The following is a 1,055-nucleotide window of genomic DNA, read 5'->3' on the forward strand; positions in this document are numbered from 1 at the left end:
CGCCAACATCATGCGCCAGCCCTCGGTCTCGACCGGGTGGGCGTCGCGGAATCCCGGCGACAGCCACCGCTCGATCCCGCCGCCCGACATTGCGGGCAGGCCCAGCGTGTCGAGCTCGTCCATCCGCGTCTGCCACATCTCGGCGCTGCCGATCCGGTAGGACGTGTTGCTCAGGAGCAGCCCGCCCACCAGGTCGGGGCGGCTGTCGGCCAGTTGCAGCGCGATCAGCCCGCCGATGGACAGCCCCACCACCAGCGCGTCCGACAGCGCCAGCTGCTCCATGGCGTCGGCCAGATCCTGCGTGAAGCCCGCGATGCTGGCGGTCTGCCCCGCGGACAGGCCGTGGCCGCATTTGTCGTGGCGCAGCACCGGCGCACCCGCGGGAAGGCCCGGGAGCACCGCGTCCCAGATCCGCAGGTCGGTGCCCAGCGAGTTGATAAAGACGATGGACCGCGGGTCATCGCCCGGCCGCAGATCGGCGTGCAACGTCTTGCCGCCCAGGTTAAAAAACCGGCGCATAGGGCCCATCACGCATCGGCAACGGGCCGCAGGCCCAGAAGCGCGCGTGCCTTGGCCGGGCTGGCCACGGGGCGATTATTGGCCGCGCAGATCTCGGCCGTGCGCCGCACCAGCGCCGCGTTCGACGGCGCCAGCCGGTCCTTGTCGATCCGCACGTTGTCCTCAAGCCCCGTGCGCGCGTGCCCGCCCGCGGCGATGGCCCATTCGTTCAGCGTAACCTGGTGCCGTGCGATCCCCGCAGCGCACCACGGCGCGTCGTCGCCGAACAGGCGCTTGACCGTCTGCACGTAGAAATCGAACACGACGCCATCGACCGGCATGGCGTTCTGCACGCCCATCACGAACTGCACGTAGGGCTTTGCCGCGATCTTGCCCTCGGAATGAAGCTTGGCCGCCTGGAAGATATGCGAGAGATCGAACGCCTCGATCTCGGGCTTCACGTCGTATTGCTTCATCTCGGACGCCAGCCAGTCGACCAGGTCGGGCGGGTTCTCGTAGACGCGGGTGGGGAAGTTGTTCGACCCCACCGACAGCGA

2 protein-coding genes are annotated in these 1,055 nt (G+C 68.7%); both read right to left on the minus strand.

All coding sequences use genetic code 11. The features are described from left to right. Positions 1-519: alpha/beta fold hydrolase (locus tag A3764_RS16975; protein ID WP_067951808.1), on the minus strand; the 519-nt coding region annotated here is incomplete at its 3' end. Between the two features lie 8 nt (positions 520-527). Then, the coding region (locus tag A3764_RS16980; protein ID WP_150122257.1) for a 3-keto-5-aminohexanoate cleavage protein at positions 528-1,055 on the minus strand (528 nt) is incomplete at its 5' end.

The organism is Sulfitobacter sp. HI0129 (assembly GCF_001635395.1).
Lineage (GTDB): Bacteria > Pseudomonadota > Alphaproteobacteria > Rhodobacterales > Rhodobacteraceae > Sulfitobacter.